Below are 16,682 nucleotides of genomic sequence, written 5' to 3' on the forward strand. Positions count from 1 at the left end.
CCCGGAAGGCATACGCACTTCCGGGGATATTTTAAACATCAAAGTCTTTTTCGTAAAGCATGATACGTCCGCTCTCATCCAAATGGCGTTTTGCCACTTTTTTGCCGGGGCGCCTTCCGCCTCTGGAGGCGCGTTTGATCGCGCTGTCCATCATCTCTTTTACCTGTCCCACAGATACCGGATCATCTTCGTCCTGATTATCACCAATCAGGGTATACAGCGCCAGAACTGCCATATCATCAATTTTATATCCCATCTCCTTGGAATATGTCTTTGCGAAGGATACCAGCTCGTCATTGGTGAATACCGGAATGACCACGCGGGAATCAAATTTTTCCATAAATTCAGGATACATTTTTTCCAGGTTCTGAATGCCCGGTTTTAAATCTTCCAGAATCACTGTCAGACGGTTTGTCCTGAATTCCATTGCCTTTGACAGTTTTTCTATTACATCTGACTGCAGAGACGATGCATTTTCCACTACCAGGAATCCCCCTGCAAGCTTGTCCACCACATAGGCGGGGTCTTTCTCATTCATCTTCTGCGCGTCCAGATATGCAATCTTGGCGCCTTCCATATGGCGCTCCTTACAGATAGCTTTTATCAGGCCCTCTGACAGGCGGGTCTTGCCTGCTCCCTCGCGTCCTGTGATGACTATATTACCGGATTTAGAGGTTTTTGCGCACGCAGATTCCTGGGCGATGTCAAGAGCCTCCGTAATCTGCTGGGTGAGACCCGGTATAGGGGCAAAGTACGTGAAGAGACGTTTCTGCTCCTCCGGAGTAAGATGATGACGCAGAATAGATTCTGTGGCAATCCCCGCAGGAGACATGGATGCCTCTGCCGGCATACGCTTATCCTCGGCAACCGTATGGATAAACTCATTCTCTGAATCCTCAGGCTGTACGGATGCTCCAGACTGCATCATAGCATCAGACTGGACCACGTTTCCGGACTGCACCGTATCCTCAGTCTGTGCAGGGCTTTCCGGCTCCATCACTGCAGACTCCAGAGCCTTCTGCAGGTCTATGGTCATTCCCCCCAGTCCTGCTCTCACTTCTTCCACAGGGATCTCAATGGTCCTGCCGTCCGGGATGTCCGCTTCTGAAGTGACAGCCGCCTCTGCCATGATATCCGCCATGGATGGCTGCCCCGGAATTTCCTCCTCTGCAAAGACCGTTTCCTCTTGAGTATCCGCTTCTGCCCGATATGCCGGTTCTTCTATTCTCTCTGACTCTGCTGCTTCTGTCTGATATGCCGTTTCTTCCGCTTTCTCTGACTCTGCTGCTTCTGTCTGATATGCCGTTTCTTCTGTCTTTTCTGACTCTGCTGCTTCTGTCTGATATGCCGTTTCTTCTGTCTTCTCTGGCTCTTGTACTTCTGTCTGATATGCCGGTTCTTCTGTCTTCTTTAGCTCTGCTGCTTCTGTCTGATATACGGGTTCTTCCGCTTTCTCTGACTCTGCCGCTTCTACCCCATATGCCGGTTCTTCCACCTTCTCCGGTGCCGCTGCTTCTGTCTGATATACGGGTTCTTCCGCCTTCTCTGACACCGCCGCTTCTATCTGAGATGCCGCTTCTTCTGCTTTCTCAGCTTCAGTTACCGGCGTCACATCTGCATTTTGTGCTGTGAATGAGTGTGTATCCGCCACTGCCGCTCCCGCCGGTGCAACACCTTCGGATACTTTGGCAACTGCCTGTGCCAGCTCACCTGCTGTCTCAGCCAGGATAGCATCCAGATCCACTTCCCGGACAGGCTCCTGGGCTTTTACTGCCTTGGGTTTCGGCGCCTCAACAGTTCTGGAAACCGGTGATTCCTTAGCTGCCGGTGTGACACTGCCCAAAGATGCCGGATTGTCCGGCTCCAAATCTTTTACCACGTAATCTTTGGTATCATCCTGAATACTGTAATCCTCTGTATCCTCCGCTGCAGAATCCGCAGTTTCTTCAGTTTCCGGTTCCTCTTCTCTTGGACCTCCTGAGAAGACATCCCGTATCCCTTTTGCAATTTTATCCTGTAAAACCCCTGTTGTCTCCAGAATCGGTGAAAATACAGATACTTCCTCCGGTGCCTTTCCGGTTGCCCTTGAACGAACAGATTCAATATGCGGCATTTCGTCCGTATTCTGTTCCAGCACACCTGTGCCCACAGACTGGCTGACAAGCTTTGACGCTGCCTGTGTAGCTGCAGTTATTGTGGCCGCTGCCACTGCTGCCGCCTTTTCCGGTGAAGATTCTACCAAACGGTTTCTGTATTTTTCCTCCTGGCTCGGAGAAAGAGGCGCATACTTCATTTTCAGCTCCATGGCCTTTATCACGTATTTGCCTTCACTGAACCATAGGATCAGGTCGTCACACTCTTCTACGCATTTATCCTTCATGCCCGCCTTGGCATACAGCCTTGCCAGTTCATAGGACCAGCGCTCCGTGTACTCACGCCCTTTATATTCTTCCAGAATGGCAATCTGCTCCTGGATGGGTGAACGCCTTCCTCTGTAAATCTTGTACTTTAATATGTAGCGCGAATTATCATTAGGGGAGATTTCCACAAATTGATTAAAGTAATCTATTGCCTCGTCAAAATTTCCCATTTTAATAGCCAGTTCCACCAGCCGGTATATTACTGTCTTGCCTATAGGTGCCCTCTGATGTGCCAGTATAAGCAGCTTGCGGCTGTCTTCATAGCGTTTATTTGCCTCATAAATCTCACCGACCATACAGAGTGTCCTTGCACTTCGCACCCTGCGCCAGTCAATGGTATCGACAATCTCCAGAGCCCCCTTATAGTCCTGCCTGTCAACCAGATCGTTGATCACGTCCAGTTTGGCACGGTATTCGTTCTTGTCCACTGTTTTCACCTCTGTTAGTATATTCTTCAATTTTGAGTAGTCTTCAGACATATTACGGTAGGGTATATTTCTCCATAATTATTTTCAGTGTACCATAGACGAAAAAGGATGTCAAAGTAAATGATTGCCGCTGCCGTCAATCTCCTGTCATTTCCATATCTGTTCAGCCGCCAAAACCAGAACCGGCAGTGTCACAATACTGATGATAGTGCTCAGACAAACCATCTTAACCGCATATGTATAATTTTTCTCCAGTTTCTGTGCATATACGGCTACATTCGCTCCCACAGGCGCGCTTGCAGCGATCACAAGCGCCAGACATATGTCATGGTATCTGTGATAAAACAGGCTTAAAGGGATTACTGTCAGTATGGGGATCAACAGCAGTCTCACCCCTGACACGAGATAAAGCTTTACATCTGTAAAAATATCAGAAAACCGTACCTGTGCCAGATATACTCCAAGGATGATCATGGCAGCCGGCGCATTCATCATGGATATGGAATTTATACTGCTGCTGACAACAGAAGGGACGGGAATCTGTAAAAAGTATATGGCAAACCCCGCCAAAAGAGAAATGAGCAGAGGATTTTTTACAATGTTCCTGCATGTATGCCCCTGTCCCTTTCCTGATATAACGGCCTGTCCGTAAGTCCACTGCAGAACATTCAGCAATGCGATCATGCTGGCGCAGTAAAAAACCGCCTCTGTTCCCATAGCCGCTTCAATCAGAGGAATCCCCATAAATCCTGCGTTAGAAAATGCAGCCCCAAAATTGTTCAACGGTTCCCTTCTAAAAATAAGGGCTGACACTGCCATAGCCAGAACCAGGGCGATCAGTCCCAGTGCAAAGGACACCAACAGCACCTCTGTTTTTTCAAGGCTCCTTGGCATATTAAAAGATTTTAAAATAGCGCACGGCAGGATCACATACAGCAGAAGATTCGCCAAAGACCTGCTCCCCTCCAGAGTGATCAGCTTTCTGCGAAAGAGAATATATCCTATGAACATATATATAAACATAACTAAAATCTGCCTTGAAATTATCAAAACCATTTCCAAAACTCATTTCCTCCTACCTTTTTCTTTTATAAAAAGGGAGTCCCCAGCTTTAGGGAACTCCCTTTCTCAGTCTCACAATTTCTGCAGGATTTCATGCAGAAAGCTTTCAAATTTAAGAACCGAAGATATACTCAGGCACTCCCTGGGCGTATGAAAATACTCTCTCGTAGGTCCTAATGCCACAGCATCCGTTAAACCCAATTTGGATACAATTATCCCCAGCTCATTGCCCGCGTGGACTGTGACCACTTCCATACCCTTATTCTCTCTGGATTCATAAATATGATATACTATATCACGAAGGGCCGAATCCTTTCTGTATATCCACGCCGGATAGTCACTGTGGGTGATAACTTTTCCTCCCAGTATCCCGGCAAGAACCTTCTGCTTTTCCACAAGCAGTTCCCTGGTAGATTCATAGGTGCTTCTTGCCTCAGATATAAAGAGCATGTCCTCACCATCGTGATGTACTACCCCCAGATTGGAAGAACTCTCCACGCAACCCGGCTTTGTGCTGCTCATCTGCTGAATACCGTTTGGGATCAGCAGGCACGCAGATAAAATTTTTGCTTTGGTCTCAGCAGAAAAGGGCGGCTGGTCAAACTGAGGGCATTCACAAGCCGTAATCTCAAGTTCCGAATCCTCCGGCGCGCATTCCTCCAGCATATTCATGTAAAACTCATGTGTTTTCTGCCCTATCTCACAATTTTCCGAAACGTATATCACCGCGTCGGATTCTGAAGGGATCGCCAGCCTTGAATTTCCACCTGAAAGAGAGGCAAGACGTATCTCCATACTTTCCGATAAAGACACCAGAAGCCTTGCCATGATCTGTATGGCATTCTCCCTTCCTTTATGGATATCTGCTCCGGAATGGCCTCCTGTCAGCCCTTTTACTTTCATCTGATAGGGAGTCCATCCCTGGGTCTCACCGGATCCGTATGACACCGGAATCCTCATCTCAATGGCAATCCCCCCGCAGGAGCCTGCCAGCATACGGTTATCCGGACTGATGTCAAGATTTATCATCCTTTTCGCCGAGAAGAAACTGATATCAAATCCCTTTGCGCCCATCATATCCGTCTCTTCCCTGGTGGTAAGCAGAACTTCTATAGGCGGATGGGATATATCTCTTGAAGACAATATCTCCATGATGTGTGCCACACCGATCCCACAGTCGGCCCCCAGGCTCGTATGATCGGCTGACAAGATCCAATCACCGTCAATCCTCCATTTGATCGGATCCGTTTTGAAATCATGAGAAGAATCCGATTCCTTTTCACATACCATATCCAGATGAGCCTGGAACAAAATAGGCTCTTCACCCTCTCTGCCCGCTGTACCCGGTTTTTTGATGTAAACATTTAAGAATTCATCCTGCTTTACTTCAAGCCCCAGACTAACTGCCCAGTCGGCTATAAAGTCACTGACCGCCTTCTCGTTATGGCTCTCCCTGGGGATTTGGCACAGTCTGCTGAAATAATTTAATGTACGATTCTGCATCAATTCTTCTGTTTTATCCATACGTCCTCTTCTCCTTAAAATGGTCCCAGATTTATAAACTGCGCAAACATAACGGCTGCAACAGCTATCAGAATCATAATTCCAAATATTTTAATGATAAACTTCGTCCACTGCAGATAGTTTATATTGGCTATTCCGAGTCCGATCATCAGAGTGCCGCAAGTAACCCATGCCATATTGGAAAGTCCGTCGCCTAACTGGAAGGCCAACACTGCCACCTGCTGATTCACACCCAGTATCTGTGCCAGCGGAGACATAATGGGCATAGTCACAGCCGCCTGCGTAGAACCCGAGTTAATGAAGAAGTTGATCAGCGTCTGAACGATCACCATTCCTCCCGCAGACACCATAGGCGGCAGATGGGTTAAAGGAACCGACAGATAATATACGATACTGTCCAGTACAGAAGACGTATCCAGAATCTGATTGATCGCCAGGGCAAAACCGATGATGAGGCACGGTACTGCCATATCTTTTGCGCCCTTGCTGAACTCTTTGAAAATCCGGTTAAGTCCATACCCGTTTACCAGCCCTGCCAGCAGCCCTATCACAAGAAAGATAGTCGCACATTCTGAAAGGTAAAATCCCTGAGTAATGGTTCCCCATATAAGAAAAATAATACCAAGGAAAAAGACCACCCAAACCCTTATCTGTCCCCCTGTCATTTTCACTTCTGTCTGCACCTCTGTCTTAAACTCCTCCGGGACTACAGGGCTGTAGCTTAACTCCGGTGATTTATGTACACGCTTTGCGTAGCGGAGCAGATACACAAGTGCCGCAACATACAAGATCAGACTGAGGACAATACGATACCCCATTCCTGACGGGTAGGGAAGTCCTGCGATTCCCTGAGCCACCGCCAGGTTAAAGGGATTCAAAAAACCGGAACCGTACCCAATGGCATATCCCAGGATCATGGACCCTATGGCTGTGATCGTGTCAAATCCAAGGGATACCATAAGTACAATGATAAAGGGTGCAAAAGCCATCATCTCCTGTCCCATTCCAAATGTGGAGGAACAAAACAGGAAGAAAAACATAACCCCTCCGATGATAATACCCCGGCTCCTGTCACTCCTAAACTTTTTTACCAGTTGTCCTAATGCGGACTCAATAGCCCCCGTTGATGCGATGATCCCCAGTGCGCCCCCTATAAGCAGCAAAAAAGAGATGATAGGTGCTGCTTTCTGTATCCCCTTGTCAAAGGAGAGTAAAATTGTTATTGGCGTTGCCGGGTTCTGTTCTACCCTGTGAAAAGTTCCCGGTACCACAATTGTCTTGCCCGACGCTTCATCATTAACCCTGTCATAAGTACCTGCCGGTATAAAAAATGTCAAAACTGCCACAACGATCACAAGCACAAATAATAGGGTTAATGGGTGAAGATTTGAGAAAAATTTTGTTATCCTGCCCTCTTTTTTTTCTTCCATCATTAGAAACCTCCTTTTCTGACGAAATACCTTCTTTTCTTTTTCCTTTTTTAATATATTTTGACATTTTTTCAATATAAATGTATTATAGCATTAGGCATATTATATGTAAAATATCTAGTTCATATGAAATACATATGCAAAATGTATAGGAGGGTGTGGGCGTATAATGGATTTAAAACAGTTAGAGTATTTTATCGCGATAGCGGAGGAGAAAAATATAACCGCCGCTGCCAAACGGCTGCATATCTGCCAGCCTCCCCTGAGCCAGCAGCTAAAGAAACTGGAGGCAGAACTGGGAGTTGTCCTATTTAACCGCAATTCACGGCAGATACAGCTCACAGAGATAGGTAAAATATTTCTGGAAAGGGCGAGACAGATTGTGGATCTGAGCAGCTCCATCCAACAAGAAGTACAGGATTATGCTGCCGGATATCAGGGGACCATCATGATTGGCATAACCCCCACTTCGATTCCAATGGTAATGAATCACAAACTGGGGGAATTCCATAAAAAATACCCCAAGATCAACTACAAATTTTTTGAGGGCAGCACACAGTATGTCATGGATATTTTACAGAAGGAACTGGTGGATATCGGCATTGTCCGTTCTCCAATAGACACTAGCGGTTACTGCGTATTGGAAAAGCCTCCGGAACCTATGATTGCTGCCATGAATGAGGAAAACAACTGGTCAGATGATGATTTCTGTACAATTGAAGAGCTGGAATCCAAGAATCTTATCGTTTACCGAAGATATGAGGCTCTCCTAAATGACGTATTTGCCGTCCATAAGGTATCACCCAGAATCATCAGTGTCAGTGAGCGCTCTTTTACTGCCCTGCTCCTCTCTGAGATCGGTCTTGGCGTTTCTATTCTCCCTGCCAGTGCTATTAAAATGTCGAACCAGAAAGTCATCTACAAGACCATCCATGAACCGGTACTCACCACCAATGCCGTTGCCCTCTGGCTTCCCAACCATCACCTGAACAAATCGGCTAAAGCTTTTCTTGAATATTTCATAAGTCTGCAGTAAAAGGACAAAAAAACTGCGTCCCGGAAAATTTACCGGGACGCAGCGACACCTACACAGTTTAACAGAAAAAGATCTATGCAGGTCTATTATTCAATTGTAACCTTATCCAGATGCCAAATCTCATCCACATACTGCTGAATGGTCCTGTCAGATGTGAACTTACCAGAGCATGCTGTGTTCAGCAGTGCCTTCTTAGCCCATCCCGCTTCATCCTTATAAGCCTCTTCCACACGCTTCTGTGCTTCCGCATAAGCCTTAAAGTCAGCCAGAATAAAGTAAGTATCTGCTCTGTCGCTGCTCTTGGTGTTGAGCAGGGAATCATAGATATCACGGAACAGCTCAAAATCTCCGTTGGAGTAGGTTCCGTTGATGAGCTGCATGAGTACGTTGCGGATATCCGGGTCATTGTTAAAATACTGCATGGGGTTATATCCGCCGTTATTCTCATAATTGATAACTTCGTCGGAAGACAGACCGAAGATAAACGCATTTTCCTGGCCCACTTCTTCCACGATCTCCACATTGGCGCCGTCCATGGTGCCGATGGTAACTGCACCGTTCAGCATGAACTTCATGTTTCCGGTTCCTGATGCCTCTTTGCTGGCGGTGGAAATCTGCTCGGAAACATCGGCGGCAGCAAAAATCATCTCTGCATTGGATACACGGTAATTCTCAATAAATACAACTTTCAGCTTTCCGTTGATGGATCTGTCGTTGTTCACCACGTCCGCAACTGCGTTGATGAGCTTAATGGTCAGCTTCGCGCGCACATATCCTGCTGCGGCTTTTGCACCGAAAATAAAGGTTCTCGGATAGAAGTCCATTTCCGGATGTTCTTTGATCTGGTTATACAGATACATAACATGCAGAATGTTCATGAGCTGACGTTTGTACTCGTGCAGACGCTTAACCTGTACATCGAAGATAGAACGCGGGTCTACCTCAATGCCGTTGTGCTCCAGAATGTATTTTGCAAGGCGCACCTTGTTCTGATATTTGATATTCATGAACTCCTGCTGTGCCTTCTTGTCATCCGCATAAACCTTCAGCTTGGAGAGCTGTGCCAGGTCTGTCACCCATCCGTCTCCGATATGGTCTGTCACCCAGTCTGCCAGCAGAGGGTTGCCGTGAAGCAGGAAACGTCTCTGTGTGATACCGTTCGTCTTGTTGTTGAATTTGTCAGGATACATCTCGTAGAAATCCTTCAGTTCCTGTTTTTTCAGGATTTCCGTATGCAGCCTTGCAACACCGTTTACAGAATAGCCGCCTGCAATGGCCAGATGAGCCATCTTAACCTGGCCGTCATAGATGATGGCCATTTTGCGGACTTTCTCCTGGTTGCCCGGATATTTATTGTTGATCTCCTGGATGAATCTGCGGTTGATCTCCTCAATGATCTGGTAGATACGGGGAAGCAGCTTGGAGAACAGCTCAATCGGCCATTTTTCCAGTGCTTCTGCCATAATGGTATGGTTTGTGTAAGCGCAGGTATGGGTTGTGATCTCCCATGCCTCCTCCCAGGTCATGCCTTCCTCGTCCAGAAGGATACGCATAAGCTCCGCAACTGTCATGGTCGGATGTGTATCATTTAACTGGAAGGTCACTTTCTTCGGCAGGTCATGCAGGTCGCTGTGAGATTTTTTGAATTTCTCAATGGCAGCCTGGATACTTGCGGAGATGAAGAAATACTGCTGTTTCAGACGCAGTTCCTTACCTGCATAGTGATTGTCATTGGGATAGAGCACATCGCAGATATTCTTTGCAAGGTTTTCCTGCTCAACCGCTTTTCTGTAGTCACCTTTGTCGAACAGGTCAAGCTGGAATTCGCTGATAGCCTGTGCGTCCCAGATTCTCAGGGTGTTGACGATCTTGTTGTTGTAACCTACGATAGGCATATCGTATGGGATAGCCAGCACAGACTGGTAACCTTCCTGTACGAAATTGTTTCTGCCTGTGGCAGGGTCATATTCTACCTTTACATAGCCTCCGAATTTTACTTCTTTGGCATATTCCGGACGGCGAAGCTCGAATGGATAACCGTCTTTCAGCCAGTTATCCGGCACTTCCACCTGGAATCCGTTCTCAATCTTCTGTTTGAACAGACCATAGTGGTAACGGATACCGCAGCCGTAAGCACAGTAGCCGAGAGTTGCCAGGGAATCCAGGAAACAAGCCGCCAGTCTTCCCAGACCGCCGTTTCCGAGAGCCGGGTCCGGCTCCTGGTCTTCGATCACATTTAAGTCAAAGCCCAATTCCTCCAGTGCCTCTTTCACTTCATTGTATGCGCACAGATTGATCAGGTTGTTGCCCAGTGCACGGCCCATAAGAAACTCCATGGACAGATAATATACGATCTTCGGGTCATCCTTCTCATACTGCTTTTGTGTCAATAACCAGTTGTCAATGATAACGTCCTTTACCGCAAGGGACACTGCCTGGAAAATCTGCTCCTGGCTTGCCTCCTCTATGGTCTTTCTGTAAAGCATCTTTACATTTTCTTTGACGCTTTTCTTAAATTCTTCTTTTTTGAAATGATTATCTAACATTTTCTCCTCCTCCGGAACTGACCGGCCGGGAAGATTTCTTATGAAATCTTCTCCACACCTAATGTCACGCTTTCAGAATTGATCTTCCAATCCTTTGTATAGCCGCTTACTTCATTATAATTGACGTCTTCTGCCAGAACTTCTGCCTTGATGTCTGCCTCGTGAGCGCGGAAGATGCCCTCGATCACCTGGTTTCCGATAAGGGAGATCCTGATCTTATCCATTACCTCGAAACCAGCCTCTTTACGCATGGTCTGGACTTTGCTGATGATCTCTCTCACAAAGCCCTCTTCAATTAATTCCGGAGTCAGGTTTGTATCGAGTACAACCGTGATGTCATTGTCTGATTCGGAAACATATCCTTCCATCTGTGCAGTGTCAATAAGTAAGTCACTTTCTAATAATACTATTTCCTGGCCGTCAATGTCAAGTTTCAGCTCACCGCCGGCTTTCAGCTCATCCATGGCCGCATTGCCGTCAATAGATGACAGGGCAGTCCTTATGCTGTTCAGATGTTTGCCGTATTTTGGTCCCACGGTCTTTAACTGAGGCTTGAAGCTGTAGGATGTGAAATCCCTCACATCGTCCGTGAAGCTCATTTTCTTCACATTCAGCTCATCCTCGATGATCTCTTTATAAAAGTCAGAGAGCTGGAAGGGCGCCTTCACGAACATCTTGCCAATCGGCTGACGGTTCTTGATATTTGCTGCATTTCTGCACGCACGGCCCATTACCACCACTTTCAGCAGGTCTTCCATGTTCTCTTCCAGTTCCGTGTCGATCCAAGCATCATTGGATTCCGGGAAGTCACACAGATGGATACTCTCCGGCGCATCCTTGTCGATGCTCCTCACAAGGTTCTGATAGATGTCCTCTGTCATGAACGGAATCATAGGCGCTGCCGCTTTTGCAACAGTCACAAGGGCTGTATACAGGGTCATATAAGCATTGATCTTATCCTGCTCCATACCTTTTGCCCAGAAACGCTCACGGCTTCTTCTCACATACCAGTTACTCATATCATCCACAAAATCCTGCAGTGCACGAGCGGTCTCAGGGATGCGGTAGTTTGCCAGGTTGTCATCCACGGTTTTCACCAGGGTATTGAGCCTGGACAACAGCCATTTATCCATAACAGGAAGCTTGTCGTATTCCAGTTTGTATTTTGTAGCGTCAAAGTTATCTATATTTGCATACAGCACGAAAAATGCATAGGTATTCCAAAGGGTACCCATAAATTTACGCTGTCCCTCCTGCACAGCCTTTCCGTGGAAACGGTTTGGCAGCCAGGGTGCGCTGTTTACATAGAAATACCAGCGGATCGCATCAGCTCCGTAAGTATCCAGAGCCTCAAACGGGTCTACGGCATTGCCCTTTGATTTGCTCATCTTCTGTCCGTTCTCGTCCTGCACATGGCCCAGAACAATTACATTCTTAAACGGGGCCTTGTTAAAGATCAGGGTAGAAATAGCTAACAGAGAGTAGAACCATCCTCTTGTCTGGTCCACAGCCTCGGAGATGAAATCTGCCGGGAACTGCTGCTCAAACAGGTCTTTATTTTCAAACGGATAGTGATGCTGTGCAAACGGCATGGAACCGGAGTCAAACCAGCAGTCGATCACCTCAGGCACACGGTGCATCTCTTTACCGCATTTCGGGCAGCGGATGGTCACATTGTCAATATACGGTCTGTGCAGTTCAATGTCATCCGGGCAGTTATGGGACATTTCCTTTAACTCTTCCTTGCTTCCGATGGAGTGCATATGTCCGCATTCACATTCCCATACATTCAGCGGGGTTCCCCAGTAGCGGTTACGGCTGATACCCCAGTCCTGTACATTCTCCAGCCAGTCACCAAAACGGCCCTTGCCGATGCTCTCCGGGATCCAGTTGATGGTGTTGTTGTTGCGGATCAAGTCCTCTTTCACGGCTGTCATCTTGATAAACCAGGACTCTCTTGCATAATAAATAAGCGGAGTGTCACATCTCCAGCAGTGCGGATAGCTGTGTTCAAATACAGGCGCGTCAAAAAGCAGACCGCGTTTTTCCAGATCGACCAGCACTTCCTTGTCTGCTTTTTTGCAGAAGGTGCCAGCCCATGGGGTCTCTTTTGTCATCTCACCTTTTTCATCTACTAACTGTAAAAACGGCAGGTCATATGCCCTTCCCACCTTGCTGTCGTCTTCACCGAAAGCAGGCGCAATATGAACCACACCGGTACCGTCTGTCAGCGTTACATACGTATCGCATGTTACATAGTAAGCTTTCTTTTTCAGCTCTACGAATGGGAAGAGAGGCTCATACTCTTTGTACTCCAGCTCTTTTCCTGTATAGTGCTCCAGGATCTCATAATTTCCCTCACCCAGAACCTTATCAAGCAGTGCCTCTGCCATATAATAGGTGTACTCACCGGATTTCACTTTTACATAAGTTTCGTTGGGATTCACACACAGTGCCACATTGGACGGAAGTGTCCAGGGTGTTGTGGTCCATGCCAGAATATAGGCGTCCTCACCCTTTACTTTGAAACGGGCAATGGCAGAGCGTTCTTTTACGTCTTTGTATCCCTGTGCCACCTCATGACTGGAGAGCGGGGTTCCGCAGCGCGGGCAGTAGGGAACAATTTTGTATCCTTTATATAAAAGGCCTTTGTCCCAGATCTGCTTCAAAGCCCACCATTCAGACTCGATAAAATCATCGTGGTAGGTCACATACGGATTATCCATATCTGCCCAGAAACCTACGGTTCCTGAGAAGTCCTCCCACATTCCTTTGTATTTCCAGACAGACTCTTTGCAGTGGTTGATGAATGGCTCCAAGCCGTACTCTTCAATCTGCTCCTTGCCGTCCAGACCCAGCATTTTCTCTACTTCCAGTTCTACCGGGAGGCCATGGGTATCCCATCCTGCTTTCCTCGGTACCATGCAGCCTTTCATGGTGCGGTATCTCGGGATCATATCTTTTATAACACGTGTCAGAACATGGCCGATATGGGGCTTGCCATTGGCTGTGGGCGGGCCGTCATAGAAAGTGTACGTCTCACCTTCTTTTCTGTGTTCCATGCTCTTTTTAAAAATTTCATTGTCTTCCCAAAATTTCTCGATGTTTTTTTCTCTTTCCACAAAATTCATGTTTGTGGGGACTTTCTGATACATGTCTTATTCTCCTTTCTCTGTGCTTGGGGGGATATATATAATAAAAAGGCTTCCGCCCTGCAACAGGACGAAAGCCTCAGCTATCGTTTAACCACCTCTTACACATACTATCATACGCGTTCCCTTTAACGGGGGAAATCCGGCATCCCTTACTTTTATTTCAGGAAGCAGCTCCGGAGTGATATTCTTCTGCTGATACTCATACCGGGCTTGCACCTTCCCCGGCTCGCTGTGGTTTTCTCATGCAGAATACTGTCTCCATCATCGTCTTTGTCAAACTTCATTATAAATAGATAGAGAAGAAAATGTCAAGGGATATAAGAGATTTTCTGCCTTTTAGGCCAAAAGATCCCATTTCTCTTCTACACTACCACTGCACTGCCTGTTTCCTGAAAAGCAGATACGCGGTCACACAGAAGATAACCCCAACTCCCACCAGCATACTGATCTGTGCCCACGTCTGGAAACCGGCAAACCATTGTCCCCATGCATTACCCATCCGGTCCAGGATATTTTCGTTCCTGCCGTCTGTAGCACCCGGCAGTGTCCAGCAGGCAAGCAGCCATACTGCTAACAAAACAATCTTTCCTCTCCTAAACCGTCTTACAACAGCGGCTCCCAAAGCGGTACATCCCGTCATAGCAGCAGACGCCCCAAAGATCCACGGCACTGTGAATTCTGTCATGATAGGGATACTATCTTTTATTTTCCCCGGAAGTACCACCCCATATATTGCCGTCTCCACGCGCAGGAGCAGAAACAGCCCTGTCATAACCACCAGCGTCATTATAAAATACACGATAAAAGCAGACGGCAGATAAAGTTTTCTTGTCCTGCCCATGCTGACTGCCACATCGAATCCCATGCCCAGACTAAATATCCCTCCAAACAATATCAGGCACAGCACCGCCAGAGCCGCGATCATACTGCCGATAGGAAAATAACTTGCCTCATTGCTGAACATATGCACAAAGACCATGACCACAATGCCCAGAGCGCATAATCCCGCCTCAACAGCCAGATAAATGCCCATGTCGCAAACCTCTAATTTGGCCTGATCCTTTATTGATCTCCACATAGCTCTCCTCCTCTAACGCGCCTCAAGTCCTGCCAGCAGGCGTCTTGAAATAATAATATCCAGAATCCATACCACTGCTGCCGCAGCAGCCGTATATAAAAGCACATTGGCAAATCTAAAATCAAGGGAAATGCCCCCCTTAAGATTCATGGCAATGAGGGCACCCAATACGCCGCCTCCCGCCGCAAAAAATATAACCATGATCAGCAAACCTATCTTTTGGAACCGAAGATAGATAAGCCCAACGATCTCCCCCACTGACACCACAAGGATCAAAGCACAGAAGCCGATCCCCGCCAGCTCCAATATCTGAACCATATTTCCTTTGGCGGACTGCAAGTCTCCCGCGACCGACAATAACATGGTGATCGCAGCCATCAGTACCGCAGCCACCAGCTTCATGATCTGCATTCCCATTAAGGCATCTTTCCTCCTGCAGTTCAGGCACATACCCGCCGGCACATAACTTGAATAGACGCTGGCTGATGTGACGGATGCCACAAAAGTAGTGATAAATATCATTTTGAAAGGAAGGTCTGAAATCATACGCGCTCCGGAGGCTGATGAGAATCCCATCCAAATCTGCCCTCCGGTTATCACCGTGATACCCAGAACCATGATAACAGACATACCTATGGTCTGTAATGCCCATTCTATGAACATTCTCCATTTCTTCATCTTCATACCTCCCCGCCGCACATGGACACAAATATCTTCTGGAGATTCATGGGCTGAACACTGATGTTGTCTGAACCCTCAACTCTCTGTCCCGGCTCCAGCTTTACGGTGACACTTTTGCTCCTTCCAATCGTTTCTTCCCTATATTTTGTCAATCCCTCTGTTGCCGCGTCAACATCTTCCTCTCTGCCGCTCACATGTACACAGCTCTCCAGAAGTTCCTGGGTGTTCTCCTTCAGCATCATTTTGCCGTCATGCAGAATGATGACTTCTTCAAAAAGGTCTGCTGCCTCCTCAATAATATGTGTGGATATAACAAAGGTGCGCCCTGTCTCCGTATATTCCTCCAGCAGGATCCTGTAGAACTGTTCTCTCGCCACTACGTCAAGCCCTGCAACCGGTTCATCCAGCAGTGTAAAATCCGCTTTGCTGGCAAGTGCTACGATTATGGTAACCATGGAAGTCATTCCCTTTGACAGTTTTGAAATCCTCTTTTTCCTGTCCAGGTGGAAAATATCAAGAAGATGGTCTGCCATTTCTTTATCCCAATGAGGCAAATAAGTCTCTGCCATTTTAAGATAATCCTTTATTTTCAGCCCTCCCACTCCACTTGCGTTTACATTTGCATTGATCTCCCTTGAAAAACAGAGATGGGATAGTGACGCTTCATTTTCCCATACCGGCTGTCCGCCCAGTGTTACGGTTCCGTGTGTAGCCGGGTTCTGTGCCGTCAAAATGGACAGAAGCGTTGTCTTGCCTGCGCCGTTTCTTCCGATCAGGCCATATATCTTTCCTCTTTCCAGTGTAAGGCTTACGTTGTCCAGTGCCCTTTTATCCTTATACTGTTTTACCAGATTCTCACATTTTAATACCATCTCACTCATTTTACTTCCTCCCCTTTTCCGGTTGCTATCATGTCTATCAATTCTTCTTTTGTGATCCCAAGACTGGCTGCTTCTGTCAGCAGACTCCTAATATAATCATCAAAAAATCTCTCTTTTCTCTTCCTCACGATCACTTGCCTTGCTCCCGCTGCCACAAACATTCCAATCCCCCTTTTCTTATACAAGATACCCTCGTCTACCAGCAGATTCACACCCTTTGCGGCTGTTGCCGGGTTGATGGCATACAGCTTTGCCAGTTCATTGGTACTCGGCACCCGCTCTTCCTCCAGCAGAATATCCCGGATGATATCATTTTCTATCATTTCTTTGATCTGTAAATAAATGGACTTTTCCTGATTCAGTAGTTCCTGCAAACATCTCACTCCCTCTCTGCAAAATATCTATAGCTCCTTTAGTTATATGGTTAATTACTTGTGTAAT

At 47.0% G+C, this 16,682-nt stretch carries 11 protein-coding genes; 1 reads left to right on the forward strand and 10 read right to left on the reverse strand.

Annotated features, from left to right (window positions below; all coding sequences use genetic code 11):
* Positions 1-31: 31 nt before the first annotated feature.
* From BLCOC_RS26620 to BLCOC_RS26635, 4 genes are all read right to left on the reverse strand, one after another.
* On the reverse strand, positions 32-2,878 hold the full coding sequence (locus tag BLCOC_RS26620) for a tetratricopeptide repeat protein (RefSeq protein WP_322255257.1): 2,847 nt from the start codon (positions 2,876-2,878) through the stop codon (positions 32-34).
* A gap of 117 nt (positions 2,879-2,995) precedes the next feature.
* Positions 2,996-3,904: an AEC family transporter gene (locus BLCOC_RS26625; protein ID WP_226826390.1), complete on the reverse strand. Its 909-nt coding sequence runs from the start codon at positions 3,902-3,904 to the stop codon at positions 2,996-2,998.
* Positions 3,905-3,982: 78 nt separating this feature from the next.
* Positions 3,983-5,434 (reverse strand): beta-Ala-His dipeptidase, encoded by a 1,452-nt coding sequence (pepD, locus tag BLCOC_RS26630; protein WP_115623896.1) that lies wholly within the window; start codon positions 5,432-5,434, stop codon positions 3,983-3,985.
* Between the two features lie 14 nt (positions 5,435-5,448).
* Entirely contained in the window at positions 5,449-6,867 is a 1,419-nt protein-coding gene (locus BLCOC_RS26635; RefSeq protein ID WP_115623897.1) for a YfcC family protein, read from the reverse strand.
* A gap of 166 nt (positions 6,868-7,033) precedes the next feature.
* Between BLCOC_RS26635 and BLCOC_RS26640 the strand changes: the two genes are divergently transcribed.
* Complete coding sequence (locus tag BLCOC_RS26640) at positions 7,034-7,900, forward strand: LysR family transcriptional regulator (protein ID WP_115623898.1); 867 nt, start codon at positions 7,034-7,036, stop codon at positions 7,898-7,900.
* Between the two features lie 86 nt (positions 7,901-7,986).
* Here the strand turns inward: BLCOC_RS26640 and BLCOC_RS26645 are convergent, their stop codons facing one another.
* The 6 genes from BLCOC_RS26645 to BLCOC_RS26670 all read right to left on the reverse strand — a co-directional run bounded on the left by BLCOC_RS26645 (position 7,987) and on the right by BLCOC_RS26670 (position 16,615).
* On the reverse strand, positions 7,987-10,446 hold the full coding sequence (locus BLCOC_RS26645) for a glycogen/starch/alpha-glucan phosphorylase (protein ID WP_115623899.1): 2,460 nt from the start codon (positions 10,444-10,446) through the stop codon (positions 7,987-7,989).
* Positions 10,447-10,484: 38 nt separating this feature from the next.
* A complete protein-coding gene (gene ileS / locus BLCOC_RS26650) occupies positions 10,485-13,601 on the reverse strand; it encodes an isoleucine--tRNA ligase (RefSeq protein ID WP_115623900.1) in 3,117 nt (1,038 codons plus the stop codon).
* A gap of 367 nt (positions 13,602-13,968) precedes the next feature.
* Positions 13,969-14,679, reverse strand: a complete 711-nt coding sequence (locus tag BLCOC_RS26655) for a hypothetical protein (protein ID WP_115623901.1) — start codon at positions 14,677-14,679, stop codon at positions 13,969-13,971.
* A 12-nt stretch (positions 14,680-14,691) separates the two neighbouring features.
* Complete coding sequence (locus tag BLCOC_RS26660; protein ID WP_029471570.1) at positions 14,692-15,357, reverse strand: hypothetical protein; 666 nt, start codon at positions 15,355-15,357, stop codon at positions 14,692-14,694.
* Between the two features lie 2 nt (positions 15,358-15,359).
* Positions 15,360-16,241 (reverse strand): ABC transporter ATP-binding protein, encoded by an 882-nt coding sequence (locus BLCOC_RS26665; protein ID WP_029471571.1) that lies wholly within the window; start codon positions 16,239-16,241, stop codon positions 15,360-15,362.
* A complete protein-coding gene (locus BLCOC_RS26670) occupies positions 16,238-16,615 on the reverse strand; it encodes a GntR family transcriptional regulator (RefSeq protein WP_029471572.1) in 378 nt (125 codons plus the stop codon). The genes BLCOC_RS26665 and BLCOC_RS26670 overlap by 4 nt, the downstream gene beginning before the upstream one ends.
* Positions 16,616-16,682 lie beyond the last annotated feature (67 nt).

This window comes from Blautia coccoides (assembly GCF_034355335.1).
Classification (GTDB): domain Bacteria; phylum Bacillota; class Clostridia; order Lachnospirales; family Lachnospiraceae; genus Blautia; species Blautia producta.

Coding starts and splice junctions, on each gene's coding strand:
- BLCOC_RS26665 (WP_029471571.1), bottom strand. CDS start 16,241: ATGAGTGAGATGGTATTAAAATGTGAGAATCTGGTAAAACAGTATAAG.
- BLCOC_RS26635 (WP_115623897.1), bottom strand. CDS start 6,867: ATGATGGAAGAAAAAAAAGAGGGCAGGATAACAAAATTTTTCTCAAAT.
- BLCOC_RS26645 (WP_115623899.1), bottom strand. CDS start 10,446: ATGTTAGATAATCATTTCAAAAAAGAAGAATTTAAGAAAAGCGTCAAA.
- pepD (WP_115623896.1), bottom strand. CDS start 5,434: ATGGATAAAACAGAAGAATTGATGCAGAATCGTACATTAAATTATTTC.
- BLCOC_RS26660 (WP_029471570.1), bottom strand. CDS start 15,357: ATGAAGAAATGGAGAATGTTCATAGAATGGGCATTACAGACCATAGGT.
- BLCOC_RS26640 (WP_115623898.1), top strand. CDS start 7,034: ATGGATTTAAAACAGTTAGAGTATTTTATCGCGATAGCGGAGGAGAAA.
- BLCOC_RS26625 (WP_226826390.1), bottom strand. CDS start 3,904: ATGGTTTTGATAATTTCAAGGCAGATTTTAGTTATGTTTATATATATG.
- BLCOC_RS26655 (WP_115623901.1), bottom strand. CDS start 14,679: ATGTGGAGATCAATAAAGGATCAGGCCAAATTAGAGGTTTGCGACATG.
- ileS (WP_115623900.1), bottom strand. CDS start 13,601: ATGTATCAGAAAGTCCCCACAAACATGAATTTTGTGGAAAGAGAAAAA.